Annotated in this window: 19 protein-coding genes; 12 read left to right on the plus strand and 7 right to left on the minus strand. The window is 39.7% G+C overall.

The window, feature by feature from the left end; all coding sequences use genetic code 11:
- Positions 1–3 precede the first annotated feature (3 nt).
- On the minus strand, positions 4–618 hold the full coding sequence (locus H5117_RS11880; RefSeq protein ID WP_182738064.1) for a PQ-loop repeat-containing protein: 615 nt from the start codon (positions 616–618) through the stop codon (positions 4–6).
- 290 nt (positions 619–908) lie between these two features.
- Between H5117_RS11880 and H5117_RS11885 the strand changes: the two genes are divergently transcribed.
- Positions 909–2,042, plus strand: a complete 1,134-nt coding sequence (locus H5117_RS11885; RefSeq protein ID WP_182738015.1) for a PepSY domain-containing protein — start codon at positions 909–911, stop codon at positions 2,040–2,042.
- Positions 2,043–2,091: 49 nt separating this feature from the next.
- Positions 2,092–3,252, plus strand: a complete 1,161-nt coding sequence (locus H5117_RS11890; protein ID WP_024596092.1) for a lipopolysaccharide assembly protein LapB — start codon at positions 2,092–2,094, stop codon at positions 3,250–3,252.
- Between the two features lie 16 nt (positions 3,253–3,268).
- Here the strand turns inward: H5117_RS11890 and H5117_RS11895 are convergent, their stop codons facing one another.
- The 4 genes from H5117_RS11895 to H5117_RS11910 all read right to left on the minus strand — a co-directional run bounded on the left by H5117_RS11895 (position 3,269) and on the right by H5117_RS11910 (position 9,158).
- The gene (locus tag H5117_RS11895; protein WP_182738017.1) at positions 3,269–6,085 is read right to left on the minus strand and encodes a PD40 domain-containing protein; all 2,817 of its coding nucleotides are present in this window, start codon (positions 6,083–6,085) and stop codon (positions 3,269–3,271) included.
- 122 nt (positions 6,086–6,207) lie between these two features.
- Positions 6,208–7,755, minus strand: coding sequence for a PH domain-containing protein (locus H5117_RS11900; protein ID WP_182738025.1), 1,548 nt, complete (start codon positions 7,753–7,755; stop codon positions 6,208–6,210).
- On the minus strand, positions 7,748–8,281 hold the full coding sequence (locus H5117_RS11905) for a PH domain-containing protein (RefSeq protein WP_182197757.1): 534 nt from the start codon (positions 8,279–8,281) through the stop codon (positions 7,748–7,750). The genes H5117_RS11900 and H5117_RS11905 overlap by 8 nt, the downstream gene beginning before the upstream one ends.
- A 28-nt stretch (positions 8,282–8,309) precedes the next feature.
- Positions 8,310–9,158, minus strand: a complete 849-nt coding sequence (locus H5117_RS11910; RefSeq protein WP_182738026.1) for a D-hexose-6-phosphate mutarotase — start codon at positions 9,156–9,158, stop codon at positions 8,310–8,312.
- A 427-nt stretch (positions 9,159–9,585) separates the two neighbouring features.
- Between H5117_RS11910 and H5117_RS11915 the strand changes: the two genes are divergently transcribed.
- From H5117_RS11915 to H5117_RS11960, 10 genes are all read left to right on the plus strand, one after another.
- Positions 9,586–10,068, plus strand: coding sequence for a MarR family winged helix-turn-helix transcriptional regulator (locus H5117_RS11915; RefSeq protein ID WP_002960189.1), 483 nt, complete (start codon positions 9,586–9,588; stop codon positions 10,066–10,068).
- A gap of 100 nt (positions 10,069–10,168) precedes the next feature.
- Positions 10,169–11,491 carry a hypothetical protein gene (locus H5117_RS11920; RefSeq protein ID WP_002960190.1) on the plus strand — a complete coding sequence of 441 codons (1,323 nt, stop codon included), beginning with the start codon at positions 10,169–10,171 and terminating at the stop codon, positions 11,489–11,491.
- Between the two features lie 129 nt (positions 11,492–11,620).
- Complete coding sequence (locus H5117_RS11925) at positions 11,621–12,016, plus strand: YbaN family protein (RefSeq protein WP_024596096.1); 396 nt, start codon at positions 11,621–11,623, stop codon at positions 12,014–12,016.
- A gap of 124 nt (positions 12,017–12,140) precedes the next feature.
- A complete protein-coding gene (locus H5117_RS11930) occupies positions 12,141–12,773 on the plus strand; it encodes a PepSY-associated TM helix domain-containing protein (RefSeq protein ID WP_024596097.1) in 633 nt (210 codons plus the stop codon).
- A complete protein-coding gene (locus H5117_RS11935; RefSeq protein WP_024589611.1) occupies positions 12,773–13,282 on the plus strand; it encodes a DUF2271 domain-containing protein in 510 nt (169 codons plus the stop codon). Before H5117_RS11930 ends, H5117_RS11935 begins: the two co-directional genes overlap by 1 nt.
- A 34-nt stretch (positions 13,283–13,316) precedes the next feature.
- A complete protein-coding gene (locus H5117_RS11940) occupies positions 13,317–14,162 on the plus strand; it encodes a DUF4198 domain-containing protein (protein ID WP_024596099.1) in 846 nt (281 codons plus the stop codon).
- 288 nt (positions 14,163–14,450) lie between these two features.
- Positions 14,451–16,979 carry a TonB-dependent siderophore receptor gene (locus H5117_RS11945; RefSeq protein ID WP_029753253.1) on the plus strand — a complete coding sequence of 843 codons (2,529 nt, stop codon included), beginning with the start codon at positions 14,451–14,453 and terminating at the stop codon, positions 16,977–16,979.
- Between the two features lie 470 nt (positions 16,980–17,449).
- Complete coding sequence (locus H5117_RS11950; RefSeq protein WP_182738027.1) at positions 17,450–18,343, plus strand: hypothetical protein; 894 nt, start codon at positions 17,450–17,452, stop codon at positions 18,341–18,343.
- Positions 18,344–18,563: 220 nt separating this feature from the next.
- Positions 18,564–20,960, plus strand: coding sequence for a PKD domain-containing protein (locus H5117_RS11955; RefSeq protein ID WP_182738028.1), 2,397 nt, complete (start codon positions 18,564–18,566; stop codon positions 20,958–20,960).
- Between the two features lie 163 nt (positions 20,961–21,123).
- Positions 21,124–23,013, plus strand: coding sequence for a monovalent cation:proton antiporter-2 (CPA2) family protein (locus H5117_RS11960; RefSeq protein ID WP_182738030.1), 1,890 nt, complete (start codon positions 21,124–21,126; stop codon positions 23,011–23,013).
- Between the two features lie 126 nt (positions 23,014–23,139).
- On the opposite strand, the gene H5117_RS11965 is transcribed toward H5117_RS11960, so the two are convergent.
- Together H5117_RS11965 and H5117_RS11970 are read right to left on the minus strand one after the other, a co-directional pair.
- Positions 23,140–23,727: a hypothetical protein gene (locus tag H5117_RS11965; protein ID WP_182738033.1), complete on the minus strand. Its 588-nt coding sequence runs from the start codon at positions 23,725–23,727 to the stop codon at positions 23,140–23,142.
- A 478-nt stretch (positions 23,728–24,205) separates the two neighbouring features.
- Positions 24,206–24,919: a hypothetical protein gene (locus H5117_RS11970; RefSeq protein WP_182738035.1), complete on the minus strand. Its 714-nt coding sequence runs from the start codon at positions 24,917–24,919 to the stop codon at positions 24,206–24,208.
- Between the last annotated feature and the right edge of the window lie 131 nt (positions 24,920–25,050).

A 25,050-nucleotide genomic window follows, 5' to 3' on the forward strand; every position in this document is an offset into this window, starting at 1 on the left:
TTTTTAAGCCATTACAGGTCGCATTCTATAATATTGCATACAACCAAATTGCACAGCATTGGTAAGCAATAGCATAATAAACATAAGTAAGTGCGCCGTGCTTGGAGCAACTGTCGTAAGCTCAACAACTAAGCCGCAAATACCAGCAATAAACTGCAAGCTAAAGTAGCGCGCGCTTAAATTACTCACATTACCCGTACGCAATGTTTTATAAGTTTGCGGCATAACACGTACCGAACTCATCACAAGACCAACATACGTTAAAGCGCTTAATACCGTTGCATTATCAAGGCTTGAATTTAAAAGCAGTGAAAAAGGCAGTAACGAAAAACCTAGCATACTAACCAGCTGTACACGTTCTCGTTTAGCTGCATTGAAACGTGCAAAAAAATATAAAATAAGCCCGCTTAACGCACCGGTTACAATAAATGGTAACGCAATATAATAGCGCTCAAAGAAAATATTGTAGGTTATAAAATAAAGGCTTTGTGCTAATCCAAATGTCATCATTAATAGTGACAAACCAGAGACACTACGATTTTTTCGAATTTTGTTTAGTAATGGTAAAAAACTAAAAACCAAAATAAAAGAAGACAATATAGGCAAATAATGCACCAAAGCAACCTCGCTCGTTACATAAATGTTAATTAAAAACAGAAATAAAAACATTTAATAAACATCTGTTTTTAAAAGGCTTTTACTGTGAGCGCGGCATTGTAGAGCCGCGTAAATTTAACTCAACTAAATAAGACATTCTTATTTTAGGTACTGGCAAGCTAGGTATACAAAAACCGTAGAATTAAGTTCACGGTTTACTTATTTAATAGGAAACCTACTCACAAGCTATCAAATGAAAATGATAGTTGTTATCATGCGCAAGTCATTAACTGCAATATATAAAACTATCTATGAGAAAAACTCTTTTTAAAATTCACAGTTGGATCGCTCTTATAGCTCTCATTCCCTTGATTGTTATTAGTATTACAGGGAGCGTATTAGTTTTTAAAAGTGAAATAGATGGCTTACTTATGCCAAGCAGTCACTATGTTGTAAAAGCACTGCCAGAGCGCATGCCAATCGACAAATTAATCGCAAAAACAGAGCTTGCTTACCCTGAGTATGTAGTAGGTAGTTGGGAGATATTTAACGATGATACTGCTGATCGGGTTTACTTAGTTAAACGCGGGACAGAGCAATGGTATAAGTTTCATTTAAACCAGTATACGGGTGACATTTTGTCAGAGCCTGTTGGTACCAGCCATTATTTTACTGATTGGTTTTTAGAGCTGCATTACACCTTTTTACTTAACGACTTTAAAAACCTGCCAGGTCAAACAGGCACAGTACTAGGCTTCTTTTTTGCTCTGTTTTTATTGGTATTAGGTATTACAGGACTTATTATTTATCGTAAATTTTGGCAGCGCCTATTTAGTGTGCGCTGGCGTGCAACACTGCAAATTGTACTTAGCGACATTCATAAAATGACGGGGGTGATAGGGTCGCCCATCATTATTATTTTAGCTATCACAGGTGGCTACTTTAACTGGGCGGTGTGGTATCACGAAGTTATTGAACACGCTGAGGAAGAGCACTTTGTACTAACCAAAAACTTGCACAATAGCGATATTTCGTTTCAACACATACTCGATGACAGTAAAAAGCAAATACCCACTTTTAATGGTACGTTTTTAGTTATGCCACTCGAGCCTGACGAAAATATCACCTTATTCGGCGAAGTCGATACAAATAACCCACTTGCGAGCGAATATGCCAATACGGTTAGCTACGATAAGCAAACAGGCGAACATTTAACTAACTGGGATATTCGCGAAGTTGGCGTTGGCTGGCAAGTAATTGATAGCTTTAGAAAACTTCATTTTGGCTACTTTGCAGGGCTAATAAGTAAAATACTGTGGTGCGTAATTGGTTTGAGCCCAGTGTGGCTAGCAGGTACTGGTTTTTACTTGTGGTTTACCCGCCGTAAACGTAAAAAACAATCACAAAAAAATCGCTCAAGTAAACGCAGTACAGCAAGTGCTTGATTAAAAACCCACCACATTGTAATGTAAAATTTAACAATGGAGTGGGTTTATGATGTTTTATAAAATAGCAGTCTGTATTACTTTTTTATATTTAGTTGGATGTAACACAACCAAGGTTCACCAAGTAGAACAACAAATAGAGCTTGAACAACTATTAAACCATTCTTTGTTTAATAAACTCGACACTCCTTCTGAGTACAGTATTTTCGAGCTGCCAAATGCTGAAAAAGAAAAATTTTTAGCCTATGCCGAAAAACAAAAACAGTCTGAAATCCGTCATGACCGCATTATTTACAACTACCTCGAAAGCAACTTAGCTAACTTTAAATACCACGGCGATACACTTACTTCAGCCCAAGCCTTAAAACTTTCGCAAGGCAACTGCATTAGCTTAGCTGTTTTAACACAAAGCTATGCACAAGCTCTCGGATTAGAAACGAGCTTTCAAGAAGTAACAAGTCAGCCTGTATACGCAAAAGAAAATAATGTTGTTTATGTAGCAAGCCACTTTAGAACAAGAGTATACGCCCCAAAAGTAGAGAAAAAAGATGATAATATTGTTGAATTTTTCAGAGCGGGCACCTTAATCGACTACTTTCCTACCCGTCGCAGCTTTTATTCAAGCAGTGCAGATTATAACGATTTAGTTTCTAAGTTTTACAGTAATTTAGCCGCAACAGCGCTAGCAGACAAACAGCTGGATATTGCTTACTCACTTATTTTACAAGCAAACAAATACACTCCCAATGATCCTGAATTATTTAATATAGCGGGCGTTTTGCATCGTCGGGCAGGTGATTTACAAAGCGCTAAAAATATCTATCAAACAGCACTTAGTAATAATGAAATAAGCATTAATTTAATCAGCAACTATCAGCTTTTAGCTAAAAAATTAGGCGACAAAGAGCTTGTTAAAGAGCTCACGTCACAATTAGTTAATAAAGAAAAAGACCCATATGAATTACTAGTAATCGCTAAAAACAACTTACAAGCTGGCCATGCTCATCAGGCTAAAGCACACCTTGAGCAAGCTATTACTAAAGCGCCTTACATTGCTGAGTTATACTTGGAACTCGCAAAAGTTCGCTATCAACAAGGTAATATTAAACAAACACAAACCTTGCTTGAGAAAGCTATCGAACTAGAACGTGATAACCAAAAAATCGATGTATATCAAGCTAAGTTACTATCCTTGCAGATGGATAAGTAACTTAGCCAATTAATATTTATAGCGAATAATAAAAGCTCAGCCACGCTCGCATTTCATCCTCAAAACTGTCGCCTTCTACTCGCGACAGTCCCATATTAAATATTAAGTCATTTATACCAGCAGGCCCCATTCCAAAACTAAAATCACCTTGGTGTTTTATCCCGTAACTTTGTGCATATACGGTGCCGTCGAGTTGATGCTGCTTGTAATAAAGCCACGGCATGCCTTCTTTAAAGCTAAAGCCGCCACCGTAACCTTGATAGCGCTTTGCAGCTGCGCTATAAAAAGGCAGCTCAGATGAAAGTACATATTCACTATTTTGATGCTGATTAATAAGATTTGAGCTAAAGCCACCTAATGCAAGGCTGCTGTCATCACGTTGCTTTTGAGAAAAGTTTGCATAAAGAGGAATACCAAACGCTTTACCAAAAATTTTGGCGACTAAATCGTAACCTTGCCAACTATTACTTTTACTACTGCCATCGTACCAACTAGCATAAAGGCTTTGGCCTATTACAAAGTCTTGACGATCATATTGCCAATTTTGGGCAACGCCTAAACGCGTCCAATTTTTATGGCTTTGTTTATAATCAGTGTAATTGTAGGCAAGCTCTGGCGTTAAACTTAGCTGCCCAAATTTAACAGGGTAACTTATTGCAGCAAAACCACCACGGGCATCCATATCTGCATTTAGCCTTTGTTGATACTGGCGCGATGTATTTAAATTATAGTCAAACAGTGCAAGTTTCAGTTTTACATCAAGCGCATTATATTTTGCCTGCACATAACCACCGTGCAGTGCTCCATCGTGTAAATCAGTGCTATATCCCGCTTGCAAGTCGAGCTGTTTTAATAAATCGCTACTTTTAATGCTTAAATCTAACAAACTGGTAGAAGCCGAATAATACTGCGTCCCTAGTGCAAAAGTAGCGTGCTGCTCGAGCACGTTGTAATTTGTTTGCTGCGTTGTTTGATGCGTATATATTTTAGCTTTTGGAAGCGTATGTTCGTTTACAATGAGCAGCGGTGCTTTTTTATTAGCCGAAAATTCAGTAACTACAGTGCTGTTTATAGCTTTTGGCAATGTTTTTACATTTGGCCCATCTGCGGTTATCGAAAAATAGAGTAACGAGCCATCGGCCATTTCAATCGGGTGGGCAACGGCTTCCTGCCCTTGGGTTAACTTGGTGAGTTTTTTACTCTCTATGTTGTAGTTATAAATATCAGTAGCGCTATTTAAGCCTGCAACAAAGTAAAGTGACTCGCCATTATGGCTAAAGCTAGGCTGACTTAAATATTGATACCCGTTTGGCATAGGTACTAATTGCTGCTTATTACCACCTACGTCTTGTATATACAATTGCCAGTTTTCATTTAATGACGTTGACAAATAAGCTAATTTAGTTTCATCAGGACTGAGTATTGGGTAATCGTAAGTTGTCTCAAGGCTTTTTGTAAATAATGGTGTGGTGGTTTGCGTATTGAGATCAACCTTTACTAATTCAGAGTAGCCATCTCTTATTTGCTCGCCATACAAGGTTTCACCGTTACTGGTTACGCTAAATCGTCGTATACCAGCAAGTTTGGTAAGCTGTGTGATATATCCAGTGTCAGTGTTATAGCTAAATATATCAGACACTTTGTTATAAATACCCGACTCTTCATTGCTGTACGCATTAAAATACAACGTTGTGTTATTTACCCATTGCGGGTTTGCAATACCGGCTCGATTAATTTGATTAAGCACTTGTTTTTGTTCGCGCTTAAACACACTTGGCGCTGTATCGGGGATGTCTTGTGCATCGTTTTCGAGTAGCTCTTTTTGCGCTTTAGTAAACTCTTCTTGCGCCTTTATGTTGTCGTCCGTGCTATAAATTACAAGCTTGGTATTACTCTCTTTATCTCGCTCAACAATCGCAATCTTACTACCATCTTTTGAAAGTGCTGGGTTACTTGCATATAAGTTAAGCTCAAGCCAAAGTTCACTATTAAGTAACACCTCCCCTTGCTCTATTTGCATTGCTTTATAGGTATATTCAGCTATAAATCGGCGATATAGCTTGGCTGCACTTTGCCCAAACACACCGCTAAATGCCTCATCAAAATCACGCGTTTTTACGCCTTGCATTCGCGTCCAAACACTATCGAGTGTTTGCTCTGAATAGTTTTGCTCTAGCCAATTTAAAAAGCGACTACCCATTAAATACGCCATTGAGCCGCCCATAAAGCCCTGCTCGCCATTTAATTGCCCATAGGTTGGCAAAGCACCTTGCTGAGCAAATTCTCGCAGTATTGACTCTGAGTAGTTATCAAACAAACGTCCACGCCCCGTCATTTTAGACTCAATCAATGTGGCATAACCTTCGGCTACCCAGCGCGGCGTATCACTGTAGGTTAAGTCGTATAAATCCCATATGCCACGTACTTTTTGCTGCCAGTGATTGCGTGTAGGCTGTGCTAAGTGCACTAAGTGAATATATTCATGCAACACAAGCAACTGCTGCCAGCCAGCGCTGTTTGATATAACGGTGTCGGATTGTGGTGGGGTTGTAAAAAGCGCCATTACAGGGTTATTTGAGGTAGGTAGCGCAAAGCCATTTGCCGCATTTAGGGGATCAAACACCACTACATCAACTGTTTTATCAAGTGCTCGGTTTTGCTGTTCAAGCACTTTGGTGCGTACTATTTCAAGCTCTTCTGCAGTTGATTTAGCAAAATCAGCATGCTCAACACTGTAGTGAATGTTGAAATGTTCGGTATGAATAGTTTGCCAATCGGCTGCAAAGCTCGGTGCTGCTAGTAATAAAGCTGATGCGATAAGTGTTTTTTTCATGAGCGTCCCTAAAAGAATTCCTTAATACCATCTAGGGTATTATTAAATGTCTTTCATGGGCAGTAAGAAAGTGTAATAAAACATGTGAAAATGGGTATTTACACATGTTTTATTAGGGTAATTTACATCCAGCTGCGAGTATCTGACTCAATCTGCTTAATTGTAAAATCAATAATAAAGTCAGCATCTTGCTGCTTTATATAGGGCATAAACGCAAAGCCTGAAGCAAGTTGTATATACAGGCTTTTTAAGCCTGACTTTCTCATTAAGTACGTACTTATACTGCGCGCACTTTGCGCTTTATAAAGTTCAAAAACACGGTAATGAACGCCAATCATACCTTTGCGTACAACCATGTAAAATCGGCCATTATCCTCATGCATGTAATAACCATAACGCTGATACGACAAAGTCACCAAGCCAGAAAACACCACCAAAACACCAAGGCTTATCAAAGTATTAATATCAGCAATAAAACAAAAGCCAAACACTAATACACTGGGTAACAGTGAATAAAAGCCTAAATTTTTATACAAAAGCGCTCGCTCTGCGCGCTTAAAAGCGAGTTTTTTACTATTAAACCACGGGTAAATCCATTGGCATACACTATCAACTTGTTCGCTATTTAATACAGGTAATACTAACGTTTGTTTATTTTTTTTAGCCGCCACACCGGCTGCTATTCCGCCGCTACTTGCTTGTAAACACTCAACGGTAAATCGCTTTAGTAATCGCCCCATTAGGTTTTGTTTAATAATAATAGATTGCACCTTGTCCATGCTCATTGAAAGCTGATGGCGCTCTAACAAGCCAGCAATGCGTTTAAACTTTTGACCTTTAAAATAAAGCTCAAAATTATAAAAACGAATAAGCGACATAGTCACCGATAGCATTACAGCCACCAAAACTAACAAACCAATTAAGGTGATCATCGCAAAAGTAGCAGCGCTGGCCAGCATACCAAGCTCTTGTTGGTAAAAGCCTTCTACTTTCGCAATAATTTGCTTCTCTAAAAAATCAACAATTAGGTTTATAAAAGGGGCAAAAGCAGCGATTGCTAAAATAGCCATATTCGACATTAAACCAAATTTGGCTATTTCTTTATTGCTAATGCTTAGGCTGTTTTCGATAGTGTCTGTTTCGCTTTGTTCAGTATTTGGTGCTTCTTGCTGTTGCTGCGCTTTAAAATCAAATATTTGTTTACGCATTTGCTGTGCATAATCTTTAGTGACACCTGGTAAAACAACTTCTTGCGACACACTGCCAGCGGCATCAAAAATACAATTAACTAAGTTTACGGGGGTAAAATAAAACGGCTCGGCAATATTAACGTTTTGCACACGGCCAAATTTAAGCGTAAGTCGCTCTTTTTTAAATACACCTTTGTTAAGCAATATTTCGTTGTCGCTACTAATACTAAACTTAAAATTTAAATAATATAAAAATGAGTAAACAAGTAGCAAAATTAGTGCAATACCGCCTGCAACCTGCGCCCAAAACAATTTATTTTCTACTTGAGTAACAAATACGACTAGCATGGGCAGTAAGTTTAAAAGGCCATCTTTTACAAAGCGCACACTAAAGTGCACAACAAAATATAAAAGTGCCCAGGGCGATACTTTTTGCCAGTAAATAGGGCTGGCTTTATCTTCGATAGTTGTATTACTCATCGACTAAAGCTGCCTGAGTAGTTGCGTCGTCTTGGCGGTAGTTTTGTACAAATTGGCGCATATTTTTACAATCATCATGGGTTAGCCCACTAATTTGTAAATCGGCACTTACACCGCCAGCGCTAAATAATTTAATGCTCGCAAGACTAAGTTTTCGCTCTATTGGCCCTTGGTGTATTTCCATATGCTGTACACGCGCTAAAGGTAATACCGTCACTTGTTGCCAAATAACGCCTTTTTTAAAAGCAATGTCATGATCTCGCACTGCAAAACCTCGCAACCTCACACTTATCATGTTGTACGCCATAGATACGGCCACCAAAATTGGCATGCCAATTAGCAAATATGTTTGTGCGTTATTAGCAAAGGCTTCATTAAAATAACAAACAGCAATAAGCGCTCCAATTAGCGGTACATAAAACAGAAGCGAGCTAAGCTGTGTATGTAATAAGGCTTTATCAGCCAATGGCTTAAAGCTAATATCACTATGCTTTGGTAAATCCATTATTTGTTGATTGTTAAACACTATTTATCCCTATTACTGCTTTAATTACTTACCAACTAATGGTGGTTATTAAGGTGTGGCTTTGTTTTGGCTCAAGCGTTACTTCATCTGTCAGTACATTAGCGGCCTCTAGACAGAGCATTGTTTTATATTCATCGTCAGCAAAGTTAGATAAGCGTTTTGATTTTTCTATCCATGGGTTCCACAGCACACACGAACTTGAGTTTTCGCGGCTCACATTAATAACACCCTCTGGCGTATTAATGCTTTGCATTGTACTTGCTTGTGTATAAACCATATCGGTTTCGCGATTAAAGCTTACAACATCATTTTGTACAAATGGCCCTTCACTAAACTCAATATATTGCGCGCCTTGCAAACCATCTACATGGGTGTTTGTAATATCTGAGGTTGGAAAATAGGTATGCAGTGCTTGAGTAAAGCTAAATGGCACACTACCTAAGTTAGTGGTCGTTAAGCGAACCTGTAATTTATCACTTAATACAAACTCAACTTTTAATGCGCACTGATGCGGCCAATACGTTGTATTAACAAGTTTCATGGGGAGCTTTAAACTAACTGTAATTTGCTCATCAGATTCGTGTACTTCATCGGCTTGCCATACGCTTGTGCGCGCAAAACCGTGGGCAGGCCACCCATCATTAGCGTGTGTACCAAACCACGGCCAACAAATAGGAATACCGCCTCGAATACTCGCCCCTTCTTGATAGGTTTCCTCTTGTGAAACCCAAATAAGTGGCTTGTTATTTTTAGGGATAAACTCGGTAATTTGCCCACCTTGCAAAAATATTTTTGCGTCGCACTTTTCACTAGCTACTTTAATAAACTCAAGTCCGGATTCACTTTGCTCAATGCTAACTGATGGCGATAATTTCATACCTTCCCCTATAATACTGATACTAAAGATTTTTAATGTTTACATCTAAACAATAATGCATGCTTAAAGTATACGCTATTGATATTAAATATTGATTGCTGAATTTGTTCATTGCCGATTAATACATATACAGTAAACTCACAAACAATTACTTTGTACTAACAGCTGTAAATGAATAATACTAAAGTCTATACAATAAGACTTGCCAATTATTCACAACATACGTACTGTGCGCAACTTAATGCACACAAGGTGCTAAGAAAATTTACCAATATTTAAACAATATAATTTTACATTAGTTACTGCTCTAACTATTAAAAACCAATAAAAGCGGGCTAAAGTACAATATATTATTTGAATTCAATTTATTTGATGTGTAACATTTCGCGATTACGGCAAACTACCGCCCCATCGACGAGATAAGCAAATGCAAAAATATGACGAGTTATTGGTTTCTTTACGTAAAGTTATCCGCGCGATTGACTTACATTCTAAGCAGCTAAATAAAACTTCGGGTTTAACTGGCCCACAATTGCTTATAATGCAAGAAGTGCAAAAAACCGATGGAATAACGGCGAGCCGTATTGCTCAAAATGTAAATTTAAGCCCAGCAACGGTCACCAATATTCTCGACAGAATAGAAAGCAGAAACTTAGTAACACGCGTACGCAGTCAAATGGATAAACGCAGAGTGAGCTTATACCTCACCGATAAAGGAAAAGAGTTACTTGATAAAGCACCTCAGCCATTGCAAGAACACTTTATTGAAAAGTTTTCTGCACTTGCTGAATGGGAACAGAGCCTTTTACTCTCATCAATGCAGCGTGTAGCCGCAATGATGGATGCAGATAAATTAGATGCATCGCCCCTTCTAGAAGTTGGTGCGCTTACTCAAGCTCCTAAAGAATAAATAATAAAAAAAATACATAGTTTTTGTACTTACCCTAAACGTAAGGCGTTTTTTTACGTCTTGAATTTTTTATTTTTTAATCAAAATCTGAGCGGCAATTATGACTAAACTCTCAAAATTAACACTAGCACTAGTTCTAGGTGGTGTTACAAGTACTTCTTATGCGTCTGATGATCTAGACACGTTACAAAGCCAACTTAAGCAGTTAAAGCAACAAATGCAACTGCTTGAAAATAAGTTAGCTGATGAAAAAACAAAACAGCAAAAAATTAATGAGCAACACAAGCAAGAAGTTGCAAAAATTAGTAAAAAAGCTGATAACAAAGAAGTTGTTGTTGCTGCCGCCGAATCTGAGAAAAAAGACGAAGGCGTTAAAATTGGTGGCGCAGTGCGTTTTAATTACAGCACTAATTCATACGATGAAGACACTCAAGATCGTAGCGGCGACTTAGACTTTGAAGTATTTCGCATTAACTTATCTGGCGAAATAAACGATATTTCTGTTAATGGTGATTTTCGCTTTTACGATTACATGACCATTGTTAAGTATGCATACTTAGGTTACGAATTTACTGATGGCTGGGAAGCACAAGCTGGTATTGCACCTGTCCCTTTTGGTAATGGCCCATACAACTCACACAGCTACTTTTTTAGCACTAACTACTATGTTGGCCTAGAAGACGACTTTGACTTGGGTGTAACAGTAAACCGTAAACTAAAAGATAACTGGAAACTAGACCTAGGCTTTTTCAAAAATGATGAAGTAGGCGGCGTTGATGGCAGCTCTGAAGTTAACGAGCGTTACTCTTTTGATATAGTTGGTAGCCGTGCAACAACCGAAGGCACATACGATGCACCTGGCTCTCGCCTTGGTGAATACAACACATTTGCAGCTCGTACAGTGTACCAAATTGAGCATGGCGAAAACGCTAAAACCGATGTGGGTGTATCACTATTAAGCGGTGGCTTACATGATGGTAACGACCGTGCAGGTAACTACGGCGCATGGGCGTTCCACGTAAACAGCCAAATAAATAACTGGAATATTCAATTTCAGCACGGTGAGTACGACTACGACCTAGACGACAACAGCAACCGCTTTGTTGTAGGTGCGTTTGACTACTACGACACCGTATCAAGCGAAGCTACCATGACTAACTTTAACGTAGCTTACGACCTATCGGTTGATTTAGGCCCTATAACAGGCGTACAGTTTTACAACGATTACGGGATCATTTATGACAAATCTGACGACAGTGCAGATACATGGATGAACGTAACAGGTATGAGCGTATCAGCAGGCCCGTTATTTACGTACTTTGACTTTATTCAAGCACGTAACCAGCCATTTATTGGCGGAACAATTATTGGTGATGGCGATACAGAGCGTCGCTTTAACATCAACGTAGGTTACTACTTCTAGATAAGTAAAACCTATTTTATAAATTTAAAAGGGCAAACTTAGTTTGCCCTTTTTTATGTTTTTACACTTCGATTTTATAACTATTTGGCCTACAATCGAAAGTATCAGCCATTACTAAAAAGAGCCTAAGTGAATATAAAAGCAGTGTTTATTTGTTATAAAAACTTATGGTTTAAAGCACTTGGCTTAATACTTGTAGCCTTGGGTATTATTGGCATTGTGCTGCCGGTCATGCCTACCACTATATTTTTTATTTTAGCGCTCACCTGCTTTACTCGCTCATCACCCGCGCTTGAACAATGGCTGTTAAACCACCCTCGTTACGGTGTAACTTTGCAGCAATGGCAAGCCCATAAAGTAGTGCCTGTAAAAGCCAAATGCTACGCCGCCATTGGCATGTTAATTGGATTTACATTTTTACTGTATTCAGCCGCCCCTATTTGGGTTATTTATCTCGTTGCAGTAATAGAAGTATTGGTGATGATTTACCTTATTTTAAGACCTTCCAGCCCTCCTAAGCGTTAAATATTCATTTTTTACCTGCTTACCGCCTTTGTTTTAAAGTTTTTATGTAAAGATAAGTAAGTAAATTTGTAATAGCTAATGCAAATCATTATCATGCTGTAAATTTAATTTATTTACTGTTTTTATGTCGTTTATTAACAAGCGGGCTTTGTATAGCACAAGCCGTGCTCTACATATTTATATTTCTACAGCTTTGTTTTTTTTGCTTATCTTATTTTGCGTTAGCGGCATTGTGCTCAACCATATTGATTGGCTTAAAAACGATAAAAATAATGGCCAAGTAACGGCGGTAATTCCAGCAGAGCTAGTTACCAAAGCGAATGAGCAGCTAAATACGCTGCCAACGCTTTACCCTGAAATAGAAGCTTACCTAGCCGAGCAATATGCACTTACAAAAGTAAAAAGCATTGAGTGGGAAAAAGAAGACGCGCTTGTCATGCTCGACTACCCACTGCCTGCTGGGTTTGCCTACGCAGAGCTTGATTTTACAACTGGCGAGCTAAATCTTGATTACCAAACAGGTGGCTTTTTAAGCCTTATTGGCGACTTACATAAAGGCCGCCACAGCGGTGAAGTATGGAGTTGGGTAATTGATATATCTGCCGTACTAATGATTTTATTTGCCATCACCGGCATGATTATTTTGTTTCAAAATAGAAAAAAACGCTTAGCAGGAATATGGATAACCGTACTCGGAGTGGCAACTCCACTGGTTATTTATTTATGTTGGGTTCCACAAATAAAAGGAGTGTCTTAATGGTTAAATTTAAATTATTTATAAGCGCCGCATTACTGCTCGTAGCTGCGTTTTTTCAAACAACGGCGCATGCGCAAACACCACAGCTAGAGGTTGAATTAACGCTTCCTGACTTAGAAGTACAACCGTATCACCGCCCATACGTTGCAGTTTGGCTTGAAACACCAGAGCGCAAACACGTTACAACGCTTGCACTTTGGGTGCAAAAAGCAGAATGGTTTAAAGACTTACGCCAATGGTGGCGTAAAGCCGGTAAAAGCGATGCCAACTTTGACGGCATTAGCGGCGCAACAAAACGCGCAGGTACTTACACCATAAATTGGCAAGGTAATGATTTAGACGGTAACCCAGTAAAACCAGGTAAATACTTACTAAATATTGAAGTTGTACGCGAAGAAGGCGGCAGAGACTACACCCGCGTTGAGCTCGATTTAACTAAATCAGGCAAACTAACAATTGATGGTAAAAACGAGTTTTCTAAAAGCTTCGTCACTGTAAGCACTAAGTAGCTGCTACTTAATCATTTGAATTTAAGGAAATACAATGAAAATTAATTTATTAAAAACGGCATTAATCGGCGCATTGAGCTTATCTGCTTTAGTGTCAACTTCAGCAAGTGCACACGGACGTTGGTTACTACCTTCGCATACATCTTTATCAGGCGATAAAGCGCATTACGTAATGATTGACGCTAGTATCTCTAACGAAATGTTTGCACCAGACAAAGCCTTTAAACCTAAAGAAAAAGGCGCCGAGTACGACGACACATTATTAATGGCACTTGCACCTAATGGTGAGCCAGTATCTGAAACCATTCGTGCTTATTACTTAAAGCGTAAAAGCTCAGCTGCGGTAAGCTTAACAGAGCAAGGCACTTACCACATTGCAATGACCCAAAAGCCAATGTACATGACCTTCTATAAAAACGAAGAAGGTAAGCGCAAGCGCGTATTTGGTAAAAAAACAGAAGCCGAGTTACCTAGCAATGCAAAAGATGTAACGACAACAAAGGTTGTTTCAACAGTAGATACATTTGTAAGCCGAAATGGCACCTCAAAACCTGCACAGCTAGGTTTAGGCTTAGAGCTTAGCGGTCCAACGCATCCAAACGATTTATTTGTAGGTGAACAAGCACGTTTTCAGTTACTACAAGATGGTAAATCTGCTGGTGAAGGCGTTGAAGTAAGTATTTTAAAAGGCGACACACGCTACCGTAACGAGCGTGGCGAAGTAAAAGTAACGACCGATAAAGACGGTATGTTTACAATTACGTGGAAAGAGCCAGGCCTATACCTAATCGAAACCTCTAACAAGGTTACCGTAAATGAAGAAGGCGTAGATGCAGGACGTTATGCATTATTTACAACGCTTGAAGTTGCCCCTGAATAATTTAAATTACTAAATTACTAAATTTAAAAAATTGAAAGGCCAAGCATTTGCTTGGCCTTTTTACGTCTTACTAACTTTTATCTAAAATCCCCTTGAATTCGCAACCATTCGACACAAGATTGCAACTACAACGATCCAAACGCCTATATCACGCGTAGACAGTGACCTTACTTGTTAACAACTTAGAATATCTTAGATAGTTTTTATCTTTGCACTAGGGTAGTCGCTTCTATATGATGCGCTCCTTTTTAAAATCAATAGTCAGCAGCCCTCAAGGGAATCAACATCATGTTAAAGCCATTATCAGCCAAAAAAGTAGCACTTAGCCTGGCCGTTTCTTCTGCACTTAGTGCACCCTATTCTTCTGTATTTGCTGCAGAACAAGATGTTCAAGCCGAAAAAAGCATTGAAGTGATTTCAGTAACAGGTACTCGCCGTAGCTTACGCAGTATTGCCGAAAGCTCAGTACCTGTAGATATTATTACCAGCGGTGATATGCAAAGTACGGGTCAGCTAGAAATAAGCCAAATACTAGCAAACCAAGTACCTAGCTTTAACTACCCAAGTGCCACTATGGGTGATGGTACTGACCATGCAAAACCAGCTGTTTTACGTGGATTAGCACCCGATCACACATTAGTACTTATAAACGGTAAGCGCCGCCATGCCGGTGCGCTATTAAACTTAGCAGGTGTTGTTGGTCGAGGCTCTACCGCTGTTGATTTGAACATGATCCCAACCTCTGCAATTAAACGTGTTGAAGTACTTCGTGATGGCGCAGCCGCACAGTACGGTTCTGATGCAATTGCTGGGGTAATTAACATTGTACTTAAAGATGCCTCAGAAGGCGGCAGCGTTAGCGTAACGTACGGTAAATACGATACTCAAATGGCTGGCGTACCTCAGCTAGAAAGCACCTACGCAGATGCAAACGGCGACTTAGCCTTTAATACCGGTGGCGACCGCGAAGTAAACGACGGTGCAACACGCACTGTTAGCGCAAACTCTGGTTTTGCGTTATCTGATAACGGCTTTGTAAACGTATCAATTGAATACCGCGATAACGACTCAACGCAGCGCTCAGGCTTTGACCCACGCGAACAATACAGCCGTCTTGATGATGGCAGCCTAGACCCACGCGAATTTACTATCGATCGTTACAACCACCGTTTTGGTAAAGCAGACCTTGAAGATTACGCGTTGTTTTACAACATGGGTTACGACTTTGATAACGGCTTAAACCTTTATTCATTTGGTAGCTACTCAAAGCGTGAAGGTAATTCAGGTGGTTTTTACCGCCGTGCAAAAGACAGCCGTAACGTTTTAGAAGTGTACCCAGATGGATTTTTGCCGCAGATTGAAACAGACGTACAAGACTACTCATTTGCACTGGGCTTAAAAGGCGAAACTAACGACTGGACATGGGATGTAAGTACCAACTACGGCCGCAACGACTTTGGTTTTGGTGTTGTAAATAGTATAAACACATCACTAGGTGCCGACAGCCCAACTGAATTTGATAACGGTGCACTGGTTTACGATCAGTTTTTAGTAAACGCAACGGCCAACACCACACTCGATTTAGGCTTACCTGATGACGTATTTTTTACCGTAGGTACTGAATACCGCCACGAAAGCTACAAAATAGAAGAAGGCGAAGAAGCGTCTTACATCACCGCACTTGATAGCGACGGCAACCCAATTGCAGCCGGTGGCGCGCAAGTACTTGCTGGTTTTGGACCAGAAAGTGCGACTGACGAAAGCCGTCATAACATCGCTTTATTTGTTGAGTTTGATACCTACTTAACAGAAAAATGGAACGTAGTTTTAGCGGGTCGTTATGAAGATTACAGCGACTTTGGTGACACATTTACTTCTAAGCTTGCTTCGCGTTACAGCATTACTGAAAACCTATCGCTGCGCGGTGCAATTAGCACCGGTTTCCGTGCGCCATCTTTAGCGCAAAGCTCGTACCGCCAAATCTCTACTGTACTTGAGAACAACCAACCATTTGAAGTTGGTTTATTCCCAACCGATTCTGCAGCAGCGCAAGCGCTAGGCGCACAGCCGTTAGATGCAGAAGAGTCAGTAAACGTTACTGCGGGCTTTATGTACACGCAAGGCAGCTTTAGCTTAACCGTTGATGCGTACCGTATTGATATTGATGACCGTATTGTATTGTCTGAAAACTTAGAGGGCGATGCAGTTGTTGAAATACTACAAAATGCCGGTGAGCTAAATACCGAAAGCGTACGTTACTTTACCAACGCTATCGATTCACGCACGCAAGGTGTAGATATAGTTGCCACTTATAACCTAGATTTAGACAACTTAGGTGATTTACGCCTAAACGTAGCAGCTAATTTTAACGACACCGAAGTAACACACGTAAACGACAACCCAAGCGAACTTAACTCACTAGGTGACGACTACGTAGTGTTTGCGCGTCGTGAAGTAGGTCGCTTTGAAGAGGGCACGCCAGATAGCAAATGGAACCTATCAGCAGTGTGGAACTTTAACGAATGGCAAACAACGCTTCGTGCCACACGTTATGGTGAAGTCGCTGATATATCAACTACAGCTGATCGCGATGAATACCTAGACCCTAAGTGGATCACCGACCTAGAAGTGGCATACCGTCCAGACGAATATTGGAAATTTGCCGTTGGCGCAAACAACTTGTTCGATCAGTACCCACAAGCCACCGTGGATAACATTGGTTACTCTGACTTTGGCCAAATATTCCCGTACACACCGTATGCACCTTACGGATTAGACGGACGCTTTTTATACGGTAATATTACTTACAGCTTTTAATTAGTTTACTAGGGCGTGTTGATCTTTGGTGGGTGAATTTGCAGCAGTATGTTTGGTTTTTAGGCAAGGCAGAGCCTATGTAGTGTGGTTATTCCCCATAAATAGGCGATAACGCAGCATAAATACCAAACATGCGCTGCCCTTTGGGTTCTTTCTAGGGACGATTAACTCTTTGTTGCTCGGTTTTTACTTAGTCCACTAGGTTACAAACCTCGCGCCGCGATTTAATCGCCCCTAGATTGAACAAATTTCAATCCACAAAGCTCAACACGACCTAATAAAAGCAGAGCAATTATAAAAGGATGCATCACGCATCCTTTTATATTAATAATTAGTTATTTTAACCACTTATTAGTATTTCAACTTTCATAAAAAACCACCACCCTATATAAAACAACAGCTTACATTTCGGCCTCATTTTTGCTCTATATTGTTTATATAAATACAAACAAAAATACAAAGGACTAAACATGAGCTCATCAACTGTATCTAACATTACAAAACCACTTTCACTTATTGGCGGCATTTTATTATTAAGTGGCTGTGTATTTCACATATCGCCAAGCGTTGCGTCGGTAAAGCAAACTCAACAGCTATCACTGCCAAGCAATAATCTTGAATATTTAAATGTGTTAAGCGGCGCAGGTAGCCTTGAAATAAAAGGCTCAAAAACGGCCACCAGCATCAGTGTTGATGCCACTATTTACACAGCCGACATTGAAGACGAATACGAGCTAACGCTGGAGCAAGACGGTAAACAGGCAAAGCTTGTTGCCCAAAATAAAAGTCGTAATGGTATTAGCTTTTACAGTGGTCAATCTCCAAGTATTAATTTAGTGGTTACTGTGCCAAGTAATCTAAATTTAGATATTGATGATGGCTCTGGCGACATTTTTATAAGTGCTATGCAAAGCAATATTGATGTAAAAGACGGCTCAGGAAATTTAACAATAAGCGGCGCTAAAAACCTAACTGTTGACGATGGATCTGGTGAAGTAAACCTTGAAAACATCGCAGGTAATTTAGAATTAACCGACGGCTCTGGCAGTATTCATATAAACAACGTAAGCGGTAATGCAACTATTGACGATGGGTCTGGCGAAATGCACGTGAGCAACATAACCGGTTTGCTAAACGTTGAAGATGGATCGGGTGATTTAGTGATAAGCCATATAAGCGGTGCAGTTAATGTTGATGATAACTCTGGTGACCTGCTTATTGAGCATATTGGTTCAAGCGTAACAATTGAAGACGGTTCGGGTGATATTCGCGTTAACCATGCAAAGGGGCTGACTATTACTGAGTCGGGCTCGGGCGATGTAAGTATCGATAATATTAGCGGTTCAGTAAAAGTAGCTGACTAACTTTATTTAAGCGTTATTCAACTGCCATTTAATACACTTTATGCCCTATAAATCTGGGCATAAAGCACTCCCCTCAAAGTATAAATTATTTAAAATCAGCACTGTTTCGCGTTAACTACTTCCTAAAATAATGAAAATTTATTTATTTGATTTATTTTTTTGCTTTATAGCTAATTTGGGTACATATTAATATTCAACTAATTAAAAGGATATTAATATTATGAAATGGAAGTTATTAATTTTAATTACTGCTTTGTTCACCCTCGTAGCTTGTGGCTCTGGAGGTTCAGACTCCAAAACAGTAACTAAACCGCTCAGCACTAATACAAAGCCTATTGCGGTTATTACCACCGAGCAATCGGAGTTTAAAGTAAATACTACCCTCGTGTTTAGCGCAGCACAAAGTAGCGACCCCGATGGCGATGCACTCACCTATCAATGGCAATTAGTCAGCAAAAACGAACAAGTAGAAATACCGATTACGGTTAATAACGAAAGTACCGTTGAGTTTTCAGTATCTGAAGCACAAGAGTACCAATTAGTATTAACCGTGAGTGACGGTAAGCTTTCAAGCACACCGGCACAAAAACAACTCACCGTTACTGAAAATACCCAATTAATTGCTAACGCAGGTAGCACACAAACCGTTAAGCAAGGTGATGTTGTGCTTTTAAATGGCGCGCAAAGTAGCACAACCAGCGGCGCCATTAATCAATACAAATGGCAATTTATTACCAAGCCCGTAGCAAGTAATACAACGCTTGAAAATGCGACTCAAGTTAAAAGCCAGTTTGTTGCCGACGAAATAGGCGATTTTAAAGTTGAGCTTACCGTTACTGATTCACAAGGTGATACAGCAAGCACTGTTGTACTCATAAAAAGTGAATCGCTTAATTCTAACTCATCGCCACAAGCGGTTATAAACGTAGAAAATAAAACAATTGCCCCAAATGAAGTTGTTACACTTTATGGTAACCAAAGCACTGATCCCGATAAAAACGATACGCTTAGTTATGCGTGGGCAATTACAGAAAAACCCCAGGGCAGCACGCCGGCTATTTCAAACATGCAAAATCATACCGCTGGGTTTTCAGCGTCAACAGCTGGAGATTACTCGCTTTCACTCACTGTTACCGACCAACAAAACAAAAGCGATACCGCATCAGTTACTTTAACTGTTACCACAAGTAATAAAGCCCCCGTTGCAACACTTGAATCCGAACGTGATATTACGTTAAACGAATCTACCACTTTGCAGTGCCAACAATGTAGCGACCCTGACGGAGATACACTGAGCTATAACTGGCAGTTACAAGCTAAGCCTGTAAATAGTGCATCACAACTGACTAACAGCACATCAGCAACACCCTCTATTGTTGCCGATAAAGAAGGCGACTACGTTGTAGTACTTACAGTGTCTGATGGCCAATTAAGCTCAAACCAAGCAACCTCAGCACTGCATGCCAGTAGCAATAAAAAGCCTATCACTTTGGTAACTTATGAAACCTCTATAACGGTTGATGAACAAGTTTTACTTGATGCTTCCAATAGTTACGATCCAGAAGGCCAGCCACTAAGTTACCAATGGGAAATCATTTCGTCGCAAGGCCAAGCAACGCTTAGCAGTAATACAATATCAAAACCAACGTTTAGCGCATCAGTAGAGGGACAAGTAGTTATTTCGTTACGCACTAACGATGGCGTGCAGTTCTCTGACACAAAAACCCTAACAATTGATGTAATACAAAACGCATTGCCAGTAATTAGCTTCACGGGGGAGCAATCACGCTACGATTTAGTGGGCAATGCAGTTAAATTTGATATAAGCCAAAGTTACGACCCAGAGGGAACCACTCTCGATTACGCATGGACACTATCAGCCCCATCAGGCTCGAGTACCAGCTTAAGCAATACAAACCAAAATATTACCGAATTTATCGCCGATATGACAGGTAGTTACACGCTAACCGTTGTAGCAACTGATGCAGATGGCTTTTCAAAAAGTGTGCAATTTTCAATTACAGTAACTAACTCTGCACAACTTACCGGTCGTATTAAAGGGCAACTCACTAATGTGCAAAAAGCGGCTATAAGTAATGCACAGCTAACAATTAATGGACAGCAATACAGCACCAACACAAATGGCTTTTTTGATGAAGAGGTTAATTTAGCGCAAGGTGAAAAAATAACGATAAAAACAGCAGATCAAAGGATTGCAGCAGGGGAATACAACTCTGTAGCTATTACGCAAAGCAACTTTACTGTGGATATAGGCCAAAATAGCATGCCCGTTTTACAAGCTGTTGAGGTTTCGGTATTTGTGTGTGCTGAGTTTTCAGGCCCCGACACCGTTAATTTACGCTTTAACATGGTAGATACACTTTTAGCGTCAGATAGCTTTCAATTTAGCTTTGATCAAACAAAACCACTTACTTTACAAAAAAGCGGAAGTACTTACTTCGATAGCGAATTAGATATCGACCTACCTGCATCTGCCGAATTTGAAGTAACAGTAATTGAAACAAGCGTTGAAAATACAATCAGCTCAAACATTACTATTTACCATTCTGATTCAGGCCAACCAAGCTCAGCAATTATAAGTATTTGTAATATTTAGCCCCCAAATAAGTCCTTCAACATAAAGTGCTATTTTTAGCCCAGTAGTTATAACCATTAGTGTTATAACTACTGATAAATAAGCAACTTTGAGCCATATAATCCATTGTATTTTATAAGCAGCTAAGCCATTCTAAAAGCCTTGATGTTATTAGGATAAACGCGTGTTAGAAATTGCTTTAATTTACTTAGCAGCAGCCATTGTAGCTGTCCCTATTGCAAAACGAGTCGGACTTGGCTCTGTGTTAGGTTATTTAATTGCCGGAATACTCATTGGCCCTTATGCGCTGGGTGTTGTGGGCGATCAAACCGATGTAATGCACTTCGCTGAATTTGGCGTAGTAATGATGCTGTTTTTAGTGGGCCTTGAGCTACAACCTTCGCGTTTATGGACATTACGCCACTCTATTTTAGGGCTTGGCGGCTTGCAAGTTGTGTTAACGGCAGCGGCAATTTTTGCATTTTGTTATTGGTTTTTTGCCATGCATTGGCAAACCGCACTCGCCATTGGTTTAATGCTGGCGCTCTCCTCTACTGCTATTGTGCTGCAGAGCCTTGAAGAAAAAGGCTGGCTAAAGCAAGAAGCCGGACAAAACGCGTTTTCGGTATTGCTGTTTCAAGACATCGCAATTATTCCTATTTTAGCCCTATTGCCACTGCTTGCATTTGCCCCGCAAACTAGCACAAAAGAAATCAGCGACTCGATTATTGCAAGCTGGCCTGTATGGCAACAAGTATGTGTATCGGTTGCGGTTATTGCCGCTATTATTGCCGGCGGTAAATATGTATCGGCGCCGTTATTTAGATACATTGCCCAAACACACATGCGTGAAATATTTACTATTTTTGCACTGTTTTTAGTGGTCGCTATTGCACTGGTTATGCAAAGTATTGGTTTATCGCCAGCTTTGGGGACTTTTTTAGCCGGCGTTGTACTTGCCGAAAGTGAATTTAGACACGAATTAGAAGCCGATATAGAACCCTTTAAAGGCTTACTTTTAGGATTATTTTTTATAACTGTTGGCGCATCAATTAACTTTGAACTGCTATTTAACGAGTTTAGTACCGTTATAGGCTTAGTAGTTTTACTTATTGTAGTTAAAGCCTGCATTTTATTTGCCCTTGCCGTTACCTTTAAAATTAACAGCAAACAGCAGTTATTATTTGCCTTAGCGCTTGCCCAAGGGGGTGAGTTTGCCTTTGTATTGTTAAGCGTAACCACTACGCTCAGTATTTTAACGCCCGAGCAAACCAGCCTTGTTACCTTAGTTGTGGCGGTATCAATGCTAATAGCGCCGTTATTACTTATGGTTTATGAGCAAATACAAAAACGCAGCAGCAGTGCTCTGCCTGAGTTTGATAAGCCAGAGCAAATTAGCACCGCTAAGCACGTAATTATTGCGGGCTACGGACGTTTTGGCCAAATTATGGGGCGTTTACTGCACGCGCAAGGCTACGAAATAACCGTACTTGATCACAGCCCTAGCCAAATAGAATTACTACGCCGTTTTGGCAATACCGTATTTTATGGCGATGCCGCACGCCAAGAACTCCTTGAAGCCGCAGGCGCGCACACTGCGCAAATGCTGGTAATTGCAATTGATAACCCCGATAAAACTATTGAGATAATTAAGCTCGCGCATAAAAACTACCCGCAGCTTAAAATAGTTGCTCGCGCAATCGACCGCCGCCATGCGTATCAGTTACTTAATTTAAAAGTAGATGCGTTTAACCGCGAAACAGTCGACTCAGCTATTAACCTTGCCGTAGAAGCACTCGAGTTACTAGGTAACACTAAGCAAGATGCAGAGCGTGCTGGTAAGCTATTTAGAGACCACGACCGCGCTGCAGTACTGCAACTTGCTGCATTATGGGGCGACGACGCCAGCTACGGCGTAGCAGTGCGCCAACGCATGGAAGATTTAAAACAAGTGCTGCAACAAGATAAACAAGCACAAAGCGATTTAAATACCTGCGATAGCGGTGATTGTGAAGATGGCCTAACAGAGCTAGCTGATAGACCCAAAAAGCCTGATGATGCTCATCTTGAGTAGTGTTAAGGCTTTTATATTTGTGCTGTTGGCAATAGCTGGCAGCACATAAACTTGGGATATGATTGTTAAACGCTCTATTAAGCCTGTAGCTATCACTGCGACGAACATTCAATCCCTAAATAATTTTTAATAATATTTTTGTTTTGTTAAATCCTTTTTCCAACGACGATAACCTCTTAAGAAGCTTTCAACATCAGTATTTTCGCCGAATGTGTTATTATTTTTTTCTGAGCATTCTAGTAAGTATTTTTCCGCAACGGCCTGCAATGATTCCTTTTTATCTATAACCCATTTAAATTCAAAATCCGTGTACTTAGTAATCTTAGACACGTTTATACAATGATCGAACTGCTTATCTTTTCCGAAGAAATCTTCAGATAAATTAGTTTTTCCTCCGCTAATCATATGAGCTCTAAAACAACTCGCGACAACAATTAATAACTCAGGAGGGGGGTAGAACCCTGACTCTATAAGATGTAAAAAACTATTTAACGGGTTACTATCTATTTGTTCACGCTCAATTACATTATGTGATGAGTTTTCCCTAAGCATATTCCAGCTATGTTCAAACTCTGAATAGTATGGAAACTCATTATGTTTATAGGAAGCTTTTAAAATTTCTCTCACTTCCACTACATCTTCAAGTGTATTTTTATAAGCGCCTGCAAAAAAACATTTCCCTTGAACTAACTCAGTCAACTCATCAATATCCATTTTTTCACCCTAATTTAAACACTAATAAAACAAGACAAATACAAACAGTAACTGTTGAAACATTCTCAACTCTCACTACGCTTAATAGTTTCATAATCAACTTTTCCATAACTAATTAGCCTCTTTATATTGGATTAGTTTCCATTATGATGCTTGACTAAATATAGTCACGGACAGGATACTGAATGATTGTCCGTTTAAAGAAGCAAAAAGCCATTAACTCAATTAATGAATGAGTCTCTAGCTTTATTTTTTATTATAAAGATGCTTTAAGTCTTGGTCGCGTACCGATATTAAGTAACGTATGTTTTATCAAAAAAGAACCTCCGGCAATATGTTAACTTTGAAAATACGAAAAAAGGTATTTGATTAGGTTATATCTTTGGCAGGAAATTAGGGAAGCTCTTTCAGTGTTACTTGTAGCTCATAGCCTGTCATTCTTTCAGCTATGAGCTACTATATTTAAAAACGCTAAAACCTAGTGGTGATGCCCGCCTTGAATAGCCTCGCCCTGCTGGTTATAAAAACCTGTGGCGCTGTGTTCAATAAAACCTAGATTTATCATTTTAGCCAAAAATGGGTCACCTTCGTTATCGCCAATATCGGCGTAATCGGTGGTTTGAAAACGATCCCACTGTGCAAATTGAGCACTAATTAATGGCTTATCAGTGTTTACATTATTAAGGCTTAGCAATGTAGTTGTTTGGCTTTTTTTATTACTAATACTAAATGTTTTAACTAATTTTGAATGCGTAAAAAAGGCAAGGTTAAAGTCGTTGCCATTTTCGCTCAGTGTATAGTTTTTTACTTCATCGCAGCCTTTGCCTTGTGTGCTTACTAAGGTCATTTTTTCGATTAAGTGGTTATCCACCAGCTGACTTTTAGCACTCCAATTTTGTACGCCGCGTACCTCAGATGGTTGATATTCAATACCGCGTTGCTGGGCATTAAAATAACGTATTGGTCGTATTTGATTATTGGCTAAGTGCTGCCAAAGCTCGGTTATTACTTCACTTTGATGCGCTACTTGCTGATTGTTTCGCCAAAGGGTAAGTGACTCGCTACTTTGCTGCGCTTTATGGCTGTTGGTAATTTTATAATCCGCTTTTAATTGCTTGGCATCAATATCACATTGCGAGGCAAAGCTACTTGTACTTACAAGCGTGGCAATTATTAATAACGCTTTTTTCATTTAGCTATCTCTTATTTATATTTCAAGTTTATGGCAATAACATAACGATTATAAATGTCAGTTTAATGACAAAAACCCCGCACAGTATGCGGGGTTTTTATTTAGATATATTTAACTAAATTTATAACTAG

The sequence above is a fragment of the Pseudoalteromonas sp. SG45-1 genome, from assembly GCF_014164135.1.
Taxonomy (GTDB): Bacteria; Pseudomonadota; Gammaproteobacteria; order Enterobacterales; family Alteromonadaceae; genus Pseudoalteromonas; species Pseudoalteromonas distincta.

Coding starts and splice junctions, on each gene's coding strand:
- H5117_RS11885 (WP_182738015.1), top strand. CDS start 909: ATGAGAAAAACTCTTTTTAAAATTCACAGTTGGATCGCTCTTATAGCT.
- H5117_RS11890 (WP_024596092.1), top strand. CDS start 2,092: ATGATGTTTTATAAAATAGCAGTCTGTATTACTTTTTTATATTTAGTT.
- H5117_RS11895 (WP_182738017.1), bottom strand. CDS start 6,085: ATGAAAAAAACACTTATCGCATCAGCTTTATTACTAGCAGCACCGAGC.
- H5117_RS11900 (WP_182738025.1), bottom strand. CDS start 7,755: ATGAGTAATACAACTATCGAAGATAAAGCCAGCCCTATTTACTGGCAA.
- H5117_RS11910 (WP_182738026.1), bottom strand. CDS start 9,158: ATGAAATTATCGCCATCAGTTAGCATTGAGCAAAGTGAATCCGGACTT.
- H5117_RS11915 (WP_002960189.1), top strand. CDS start 9,586: ATGCAAAAATATGACGAGTTATTGGTTTCTTTACGTAAAGTTATCCGC.
- H5117_RS11920 (WP_002960190.1), top strand. CDS start 10,169: ATGACTAAACTCTCAAAATTAACACTAGCACTAGTTCTAGGTGGTGTT.
- H5117_RS11930 (WP_024596097.1), top strand. CDS start 12,141: ATGTCGTTTATTAACAAGCGGGCTTTGTATAGCACAAGCCGTGCTCTA.
- H5117_RS11935 (WP_024589611.1), top strand. CDS start 12,773: ATGGTTAAATTTAAATTATTTATAAGCGCCGCATTACTGCTCGTAGCT.
- H5117_RS11940 (WP_024596099.1), top strand. CDS start 13,317: ATGAAAATTAATTTATTAAAAACGGCATTAATCGGCGCATTGAGCTTA.
- H5117_RS11945 (WP_029753253.1), top strand. CDS start 14,451: ATGTTAAAGCCATTATCAGCCAAAAAAGTAGCACTTAGCCTGGCCGTT.
- H5117_RS11950 (WP_182738027.1), top strand. CDS start 17,450: ATGAGCTCATCAACTGTATCTAACATTACAAAACCACTTTCACTTATT.
- H5117_RS11955 (WP_182738028.1), top strand. CDS start 18,564: ATGAAATGGAAGTTATTAATTTTAATTACTGCTTTGTTCACCCTCGTA.
- H5117_RS11965 (WP_182738033.1), bottom strand. CDS start 23,727: ATGGATATTGATGAGTTGACTGAGTTAGTTCAAGGGAAATGTTTTTTT.
- H5117_RS11970 (WP_182738035.1), bottom strand. CDS start 24,919: ATGAAAAAAGCGTTATTAATAATTGCCACGCTTGTAAGTACAAGTAGC.